This window comes from Corynebacterium sp. HMSC074C01 (genome assembly GCF_001814605.1).
Taxonomy (GTDB): Bacteria; Actinomycetota; Actinomycetes; order Mycobacteriales; family Mycobacteriaceae; genus Corynebacterium.
Genome location: NZ_KV817297.1, coordinates 224,974 through 233,974, shown reverse-complemented (window position 1 = coordinate 233,974; position 9,001 = coordinate 224,974). Strand labels below are relative to the sequence as shown.

The 9,001-nt window shown below is 58.2% G+C and carries 8 protein-coding genes and 1 tRNA gene; 4 read left to right on the top strand and 5 right to left on the bottom strand.

Features of this window, described 5'->3' with window-relative positions; translation table 11 throughout:
* Positions 1–280 precede the first annotated feature (280 nt).
* From HMPREF2978_RS13095 to HMPREF2978_RS10495, 4 genes are all read right to left on the bottom strand, one after another.
* Complete coding sequence (locus HMPREF2978_RS13095; protein WP_141745871.1) at positions 281–976, bottom strand: chymotrypsin family serine protease; 696 nt, start codon at positions 974–976, stop codon at positions 281–283.
* 344 nt (positions 977–1,320) lie between these two features.
* The gene (locus tag HMPREF2978_RS10505) at positions 1,321–1,980 is read right to left on the bottom strand and encodes a hypothetical protein (RefSeq protein WP_070510733.1); all 660 of its coding nucleotides are present in this window, start codon (positions 1,978–1,980) and stop codon (positions 1,321–1,323) included.
* Positions 1,981–2,797: 817 nt separating this feature from the next.
* Positions 2,798–2,886: transfer RNA gene (locus HMPREF2978_RS10500), tRNA-Ser, on the bottom strand.
* Between the two features lie 45 nt (positions 2,887–2,931).
* The gene (locus HMPREF2978_RS10495) at positions 2,932–4,086 is read right to left on the bottom strand and encodes a PucR family transcriptional regulator (protein ID WP_070745435.1); all 1,155 of its coding nucleotides are present in this window, start codon (positions 4,084–4,086) and stop codon (positions 2,932–2,934) included.
* 113 nt (positions 4,087–4,199) lie between these two features.
* On the opposite strand from HMPREF2978_RS10495, the gene HMPREF2978_RS10490 reads away from it, so the two are divergent.
* Genes HMPREF2978_RS10490 through HMPREF2978_RS10475 form a run of 4 tightly spaced genes read left to right on the top strand, consistent with a single transcriptional unit; the run spans position 4,200 to position 8,746 of the window.
* Entirely contained in the window at positions 4,200–5,597 is a 1,398-nt protein-coding gene (locus HMPREF2978_RS10490; RefSeq protein WP_246818636.1) for an amino acid permease, read from the top strand.
* 13 nt (positions 5,598–5,610) lie between these two features.
* A complete protein-coding gene (locus tag HMPREF2978_RS10485; RefSeq protein WP_070745432.1) occupies positions 5,611–7,284 on the top strand; it encodes an alpha-keto acid decarboxylase family protein in 1,674 nt (557 codons plus the stop codon).
* 10 nt (positions 7,285–7,294) lie between these two features.
* Positions 7,295–8,353 carry a histidinol-phosphate transaminase gene (gene hisC / locus HMPREF2978_RS10480; RefSeq protein WP_070745429.1) on the top strand — a complete coding sequence of 353 codons (1,059 nt, stop codon included), beginning with the start codon at positions 7,295–7,297 and terminating at the stop codon, positions 8,351–8,353.
* Between the two features lie 21 nt (positions 8,354–8,374).
* Positions 8,375–8,746, top strand: coding sequence for a phage holin family protein (locus HMPREF2978_RS10475; protein WP_070596311.1), 372 nt, complete (start codon positions 8,375–8,377; stop codon positions 8,744–8,746).
* Here HMPREF2978_RS10475 and HMPREF2978_RS10470 read toward each other — a convergent pair.
* Positions 8,743–8,997 (bottom strand): MoaD/ThiS family protein, encoded by a 255-nt coding sequence (locus tag HMPREF2978_RS10470; protein WP_070525094.1) that lies wholly within the window; start codon positions 8,995–8,997, stop codon positions 8,743–8,745. The two genes, HMPREF2978_RS10475 and HMPREF2978_RS10470, sit on opposite strands and share 4 nt — an antisense overlap.
* Between the last annotated feature and the right edge of the window lie 4 nt (positions 8,998–9,001).

Genomic DNA, 9,001 nt, shown 5'->3' with positions numbered 1-9,001 from the left:
AAAATCAACGCACTCTAAAACCGGAAGGGCCACTAAAGCGACAAAATTAACGCACTCTAAAACTTCTCGATGTTAGGACAAGGACTAGTATTGAGGCATCTGCCGATGGCGCTACGTCCGCCGACTAACAAAATACACTCGGCAACAACCAACACCGTCCAAATCCGACTCGTCGCTAGCGCAGGAAGTCGTTGAGCAGATTCCGCCTCCTCTTTTGCGTAGCAGCTGCAACTAGTCGTTAGATAAAGCGGAAAATCTCCTAGCAAACAGGCTGTGTAATTTAACCATTTCCTTTACACTCATTAGAAGAAGAGTCTTCAGAGAGTTTTTCCTCCAGGAAAGAAAGCGGCGTGATAGTAGTATCCCCTTTCCCATTGCCGCCTTCAATGAGGGCCACCAATTCTCCTGCAGGATTATAGACAGGGGCGCCTGAATCCCCAGGTTTTGAAGTCATTTGAGCCTTTAGAGTTCGCGCCTGATATTCTCTCCCATTGATGGAAAATGCCTCACAATATAAGTTCTTGTCGTTGACAACCCCATCAATTCTCCCTCCGAGAAAGGTTTTTGCAAAAATAGCTGAAGGTATTTCGATACTTTTATCACTAATTTTATCAGCCCGAAGAACGTAATCTACCGGAGGATCAAGAAGTATTTCTGAAACATCTATCCCTTGGTTACTCCACAAGTAGTTTTCACCAATACTTCCAATACGCCTACCTTTCGAATACACTTCATCCGCACTTTCACCACAATGACCGGCAGTCAAGGCCCGCTGCTGGGAAATGATAGTCACAGAACACGTCACCGCCCCTCGGGGAGGACCCACCTGCACCTCATCTCCACTTTCAATATATGAAAGAGGATCGAAATTCCTCTGTTGAGCAGTAGATATTGATGAAGCCGTGGCCCCAAAAGATACGCTAGCCAGAAAGAAAAGAGCTAGCCTGCCTACTATAGAAATAGTATTTTGTTTCATAACTTAATAAATAATCAATCTAAAACAGAGGCAGGCCCGCTAAAATACCCACCTCTGCTCAGATATTTACTTCTTCCCAGATGGAACAAACACAAGGAAAATGACCAAAATTGCTAGAGCAATCGTGACCCCATACGGCCACTGAAGTTGAGCGGAAAGCATCATCAATAAAACGCCCACAGTGGCCAATATCTTTTTCCACATATTTTACTCTCCAGAACCATTTCTATTCTTGCCAGGCGGCAGATTCTCTTGGACTGTTATCTGAACAATGCAGAAACATCCATATGGCAAAATTCCAATTACCTTTCCCTAAACCCCTTTCTGTTTAGAGGAAGGATAATTTATTGAAAACCAACCCGCTGAGGATATGCATTATGTGTGAAAGCGCCAGCCACAATCGAACCAATGCCATAGTCTGCATACATACCACCGGGCGCAAGACCAGCAATAGCCCCTCCAGTAGCTAGGATTTTGGAAAGAACTGGCTCGGGAATCCAGACTCCAGCGATTGTGACACCGCCACCCACCCGGTTAATCGTCGTTTTAGACAGTAGCACCCTCACATAAGTCCCATGGAATTCAATTCCATTCCGACCCTCTTGAAAGTATGGATCAATGTCATCATCATCAGCGCTCGAAATCTTCGGCCCTTTTTCCCAGAAAGTTATCGAGTCTCCCGCCACCTTCATCTCAAGGTTACTATCAGCCTTGGCCTCGCTGATCCTTTCGTTCTGAGTCTCTACTTCATTTTTGATTTCTTGCAGTTCCTTTTGCGAAAGAGCGCTTTCTGCCTCTCTAGCAATCGCGAATTGGTCTCCCTGAAGGAAAACATAGGAATCTGCTTTTTCCGCAACTTCTGAGGAAACAGAAGACTGAGAGGCATTATTCTGAGTCGACTCAGCGAGGTCAGTCTCAGTACCGGCACTAGCATTGACTGGTGCAAAAACTGTTGCTGCCGCAACCAGCACCACTAAACGCGTAGATTTCTTGAGACGATACATGTCCATAATCCTTTCTAGAAAAGATGGCTGAAAATCGGACACCCCTAGAGTTACATCCAGTAGGGATAATTGGAAGCAAAAGATGTAAAATGTAGACTATTGTATAAACTTCCTCAAGATTTGTTGCGAGGGCGCACAAGAAGGCATATAATCCCTCCCCTTCCCCGCAAACCCTAGTCTTTTGAGACTCGGGTTAACCAGCGCCCCAAAGACTGGTGGTGGGCGCTCATTGTCATCAAGTGCCGCGCAGCCACAGGAGTCATCGACGGACTCTGGTTCCCAAGCGTAGGAATCGCATCCATGTTTTGAGTCATCGCATATTTCTGCGCAGCCTCAGCAGCCCGTGTCCGCGCCCACTTCCTCGACAGTGAATTCTGGATCAACTGCTTAGGCATGCTCGCGCTCTCAACCGGTGTATTGGTCCTGCCGCTAGTGCTGAATTAGGCGACCAAAAATTCTTCGGAACCACCCCTGCCCCATTTCGCCATCAAGCACATTCGCCCGATATTTACTTCTTTTTCATCCCCCACCTCACTATGCCGTTCGTTGCTTTGGGAAGTGGCTGAGGGGAATAGCACTCATGAATTTTGGAAAGAACAAAATATTCGGACAAAGTTCTCATCGGGATCGATGTTCGCGTTACTTTCCACATCCCAAATTGGCTCTTTTAGTAACTCCATGACGCTCCCAGCCAGCACAGATTAAGGTCAGCGCCTTCATTCTAAGTTCCCTGCTCACGGGCTGTCGGCATACGAAGGAACTGAAAACGTAAAATCCCGAGCCACCGGTGAAACGATGACTCGGGTTCTGTAGTTTGCGGAGACGAGAGGATTTGAACCTCCGGACCTACGCAAGTAAGTCAACTCCTTAGCAGGGAGCCCCATTCGGCCGCTCTGGCACGTCTCCAGCGATTCGCAATGAATCGTCCATCACTCTACCTGAGCGCTTCCCCTAGGGACAAAATGGGGCTTCCCTATTCTTTCCCTGAAGCGCCGCATGCAGCTTAAGGGCAACGTAGAGAGCCGCGCAGCGCCAGCCATCATCCAGCACGCCGGGCCCGAGAATCTCACGGACGCGGTCGAGGCGATAGTGCAGCGTGGCGCGGTGAATGTAGAGTGCAGCGGCGGTCGCAGAGACGTTGCGGGAATGCTCAAAGTAGGTCAGCAGGGTCTGCCAGTAGGAGTTGCGAGGGTCGTCGAGAAGCACGGCGGCATCCGGGCTCATCTCCACCACCGTTGCTTGGGTCAGCTCCCACCCGCGCAGCAGCCGCCACGCACCGGCCTCCTCCCAGCGCAGCGAATCCTGGCCGCAGAGTTTGGCCACGTCCGCCATGAGTCGCGCCTGCGGGGCCGTCGGTGCCGAACCGCGGGCTACCACCGCGGCGCCGGCGACGAGCGCAGCACTCTGTAGCTCCTCCATGAGGGCCTCGGTGTCCTTGTCATCGCGGCGGCACTCAACGAGTACAAGGGAATCGTGAGAGTCCGCGACCAAGAAAGGACGGCGCACCAGCGGGCGGGCAAGTTCCACGGCCACCGCGCGCTGATCGCCTTCCACCAGCACGCGATGCACGGTCAGCTCGCCATCGGAGGGCAAGAGATCGCGCTCCCGCGCACCCGCCAGCGCGGCCGGATCACCGGTGAGCACCTCGCGGGCCAGCTCGCCGAGCTGTTGAGCGCGGGCGGCGAGGGGCGCATCGCGTTCGTCGATAAGCCTGGCCAGCGGAGCCGTCAAAGAACCGAGGCGGACCAAGGGGGCATCACCCAGCGCGGGCTCATCAATAATCCACAGGTAGCCCACGAGCCGATCCTCGTGGCGCAGGGGGATGACCACGCGAGGCAGCATGTCATAGCGCGGGTTGGCGGGCAGGCGAACCGGCAGAACCGCCTCTTGAATACCGAAGCTCAGCATCCACGGGATGGGCTCTGGGGGCGGGGTGCGGTTCAGAATAGAGGCGGCGCGGTTCTTATCGATGGCACCAATCTGCGCACTAGCGGCAATCACCGCGATGGCGGGGGTAGTCACCTCAACGGAGCGCTGCAGGATCTGGGCGCATTCGTCGACGATATCCTGGATACTCGTCAGCTGCGGGGGTGTCACTTTTGACATATGTCAAAGATACTTCCGAATATTGTCTAGTGACAAACAAAACTGTGGTGCGTAATAATCTCCTACAGTTCAATGACTCACGTCACAGATATACGTTCATGAAGGGCGTCTACATGACCACAACCAACAATTCCGTCAGGGCACAGGACCTTGTCGCCAGCGACAACACGAGTGCAGACGACGGCCTGCAGCGCGGCATGAAGTCGCGCCATCTACAGATGATCGCTTTTGGCTCGTGCATCGGCACGGGCCTCTTCTTGGGCTCCGGCGCCTCCATCCAGGAGGCCGGTCCCGGCGTTATCGCCGCCTATGCCATCGGTGGATTCATCATCTTCCTCATCATGCGCATGCTTGGTGAGATGGCCGTGGAGCACCCCGTCGCCGGCTCCTTCAGCGCCTACGCCCGCGAATACATCGGGCCCATCGCCGGCTTTGTCACCGGCTGGAACTGGTGGTTTACCACCATCGTCGTCGGCATGGTGGAACTCACCGCCGCGGGCACCATCATGGACTTCTGGTTCCCCGGTATCCCGCACTGGCTCACCGCCCTCGTCGCGCTCGTCATCGTCACCGCCATCAACCTGGTGCACGTCGGCGCCTTCGCCGAGGCGGAATTCTGGCTTTCCCTTATCAAGGTTGTCGCGCTCATCCTCATGATCGTCGTCGGCGCGGCCATCGTCTTCGGCCTCACCCCGGAGCCCGCCCTCGGCTTGAGCAACATCACCGAGCACGGCGGCTTCTTCCCCAACGGTGCCGCCGGTGTGCTCTTCTCCCTCGTCGCGGTGATTTTCTCCTTCGGTGGCATCATCTCCATCGGTACCGCCGCGGGCGAGGCCCAAGATCCCGCCAAGAGCCTGCCCAAGGCCATCAACAACGTGATCTGGCGCATTCTCATCTTCTACGTCGGCGGCATCGGCATCATCGTGCTGCTCGCCCCGTGGAATGAGCTCGATACCTCCACCTCGCCCTTCGTGCGCGCGCTGAGCACCCTGGGAATTAGTGCCGCGGCCACGGGCCTTAACCTCATCGTGCTCGTCGCTGCCGTCTCCGTGTTCAACACCATGACCTTCTCCGGCGCGCGTATGTTGCGGGATCTCTCCCGCGGCGGCCAAGCCCCGCCCTTCTTCAATTCCGTCAGCGCCAAGGGCGTGCCGGTTCGCGCTCTGCTTTTCAACGCCCTGCTCATGGGCTCGGCTGTGCTGCTTAACTTCCTCTTCGAGGGCAAGATCCTGATTGTTCTCCTCGCCATCATTGTTGGCGCGGAGCTCATCTCCTGGTCCGCCATTGCCGTAGCACACCTGAACTCCCGCAAGCGCTGCCCGAACGCCGCCTTCCGCGCACCCCTCTACCCCATCGCCAACTACCTGTGCTTGGCCTTCTTCGCTCTCGTCATCGTTTTGATGTTCATGTTGCCCGACTACCGCACCGGCGCCATTGTCCTACCCTGTTGGATTGTGACCTTGGCCCTCATCTGGCTGGGCAAGAAGCGCCACGACGCCCGAAACAAATAGAAAGGACCCTCTCATGCAGACCACCATTGGTGATTTCATCCTGGACCGCCTCAAGGCCATCGGCATTACTGAAATCATCGGTGTGCCCGGTGACTTCAACCTGAGCTTCCTCGAGCAGATCGAGGCCTCCGAGGGCATCCGCTTCGTTGGCGCCTGCAACGAGCTCAACGCCGCCTATGCCGCTGACGGCTATGCCCGCCAACGCGGCGTAGGCTGCCTGCTCACCACCTATGGCGTGGGCGAGCTCTCCGCCCTCAACGGCATCGCGGGCGCCCGCGCCGAGCACGTCCCGCTGGTGTCGCTGGCGGGCGCGCCGCCACAGTATGCGACTGAGTTCCGCTGGAACCTGCACCACTCGCTTGCCGACGGCGACTTTGCCAACATGCTCGATTCCTTCGCGCCCTTCACCGAAGTGGCCACGCGCGTGTCCCCCATGAACGTGGTCGAGGAATTCGACCGCGCCCTGCACACCTGCCTGCGCGAGAAGCGCCCGGTGCACATCCAGATTCCTTCCGATATCACGCACTTGACCATCGAGGTCCCTGACGAGCCATTCTCCACCGAGCTGGCTCCCTCCGATCCGGAGCGCCTCAACGCCGCTGCGGATTACGTGTTAGAGCACCTTGCTAAGGCCAAGGACGCGATCATCCTCATCGACCAGGACACCAACCGCCACGGTTTCACGGAGAAATTCCGCGCCATCATCGACAAGGCCCAGCTGCCCTACTCCCAGCTCTCCTCCGGCAAGGCCATCCTGTCTGAGCGCCACCCGCTCTTCATCGGCACCTACAACGGCGCGGCCTCTGCCCCGGGCGTGCAGGAGCGCATCGAAAAATCCGACTTCCTGGTCACCACGAACCCGCGCTTCATCGAGGTCAACTCCGGCTCCTTCACCCACAACCTGGCCGATGCCCGCGTCTACAACTTCGGCGACCAGCACCTCAACGCCGACGGCGAGTACTTCGTGGGCATCAATACGCTGGAGCTTCTCGACGTCCTCCTCGACCGCATCCCGGAAGCCGGGGCATCGACAAGCGCGGCTTTCGAACCCGAGCCCTTCGAGCCGAACCCGGATGCCCCGCTGACCCAGGAACGCATCTGGCCGCAGATGCTCGGCTTCATCCAGGAAGATGACGTGGTCATCGCCGAGGCCGGCACCTCCAATATCGGGCTGGGCCAGCAGCGCATGCCCGAGGGCGTGCAGTACATCAACTCCACCATCTGGGGTTCCATCGGCTTTACCCTGCCGTGCGTGCTCGGTTCGCAGCTGGCTAACCCGGAGCGTCGCCACGTCCTCTTCATCGGTGATGGCTCCTTCCAGCTCACCGCCCAGGAGCTCTCCACCATCGTGCGCCAGGACCTCAAGCCCATCATCGTGCTGGTCAACAACGATGGCTACACCATCGAGCGCTACATCCTGGGCATGGAGCGCGAGTACAACGAGATCCAGATGTGGGACTACACGGCTCTGCCGAAGGTGTTCATGAAGGACACCACGATGGAGTCCTACGTGGCCTCGACCGAAGGCGAACTAGCGAAGGCCCTAGAGGACATCGCCGCCCACCCGGAGCGCGGCGCCTTCCTCGAGGTGCGCCTCGACGCTTTCGATGCGCCGAAGGGACTTCAGGCCTTCGGCCCGCAAACTGCAGAATTCGACTTCGGGCCCCGCGGCCCCCGCAACGCCTAAGGTGGAGAACATGATTCGACCAGACCTTTCCTCCCTGCCCGTCTATGTCCCCGGCAAGAATGCCGAGCACGCCTTGAAGCTCTCCTCCAACGAGGCAACCCAGGAGCCGCTGCCCGGCGCGCTCAAGGCCATGGAGACTGCCGTCGCGCACGTTAACCGCTACCCGGACATGGGTGCGGTGGAAATCCGCAAGGCACTCGCCGAAAACCTTGGCGTTAGCCCTGAGCAGGTCACCACCGGCGCGGGTTCCTCCGCGATTTGCCAGCAGCTGGTGCAGATCACCTCGGTGCCCGGTGATGAGATTGTCTTCCCCTGGCGCTCCTTTGAGGCTTATCCCATCTTCGCGCAGGTCGTGGGCGCCACCCCGGTCAAGGTCCCGCTCACCGCGGATCACCGCGTGGACTTGGAGGCCATGGCGGCTGCCATCACGGACAAGACACGCCTGATCTTCGTGTGCAACCCGAATAACCCCACCGGTTCCATCATCACCAAGGAGGAGTTCGACGCCTTCTTGGCCAAGGTCCCGAAGGACGTCATCGTGGCGCTCGATGAGGCCTACATCGAATACAACCGCAACGATGCCGTCCCGCTGGCCACCGACTATGTCCACACCCACGACAACGTCATTGGCCTGCGCACCTTCTCCAAGGCCTATGGCCTGGCCGGCATCCGTTTGGGCTATGCCTTCGGCAACGCCGAGATCATCGAGGCACTGAGCAAGGTGGCCATCCCCTTCTCCGTGAACTCGGTGGCGCAGGTTGGTGCAGCGGCCTCGCTGGCCGCTCAGAAGGAGCTGCGTGAGCGCACCGATGAGACCGTTAAGCAGCGCGACCGCCTGGTCACGCACTTCGCGGACTTTGGCGTTCCGGAGTCCCAGGCCAACCACATCTGGTTCGCCGCCGACTCCATTGCGAAGCTGGGCTCCCCGCAGGACGTCGCCGCAAAACTCGCGGAGAATGACGTCCTGGTCCGCGCCTTCCCCGAGGGCGTACGCGTCACCGTCACCACGGCGGAGGAGACCGAGACGCTGCTCAAGGCCTGGGACGCCGCCTTCGCTGCACGGAGCTAGTTTCCGCGTTAGAGTGCAGTTGTGAAGACATTTATCAATTTTGCACTCAACGTCATTGCCGTCGCGGTGGCCTTCTGGGCCGTGGTAGCGATTGTCCCCGGAATCGACATCGTCCCTGCGACCACCCAGAATTTCTTGCTCATCGCGGCGGTCTTCATCATCGTCAACGAGGTCGTCACCCCGGTGCTCCGCTTCCTCGGCGCACCGCTGACCTGCCTGACACTGGGCCTCTTCGCGCTCGTCATCAACGGCGCGGTCCTGCTCCTCGTCAGCGCGCTGATGGATTCGCTAGTCATCGACGGCTGGGGCGCTGCCATCATCGGCGCGATTGTCCTCGCGATTGTCTCCAGCGTGGTGAACTTCTTCACCAGTCCGCTGCGAACTCGACACTAACCCCCAGCAAAGGGCGGGAGAACGTCGACGCGGGAGGCGCGGCCAAGCACGGCGTCCTCGGTAGCGCTCGCGCCATCCACCAGGAAGGTGCAGCGCTCCAACACCTCCGCAAAGCTCATGCCGGCCTCGGTGCTGCCGGTATGCCGAGCACGCAACACGTCCAACAGCTCCCCCAAGGTCGCCGCCTGCGCCGTGTCTTGCGCGCGCCCCGCGGCGGCGCGGGCTGCGGCAAAGTAGTGTATGTCAACCATGGTT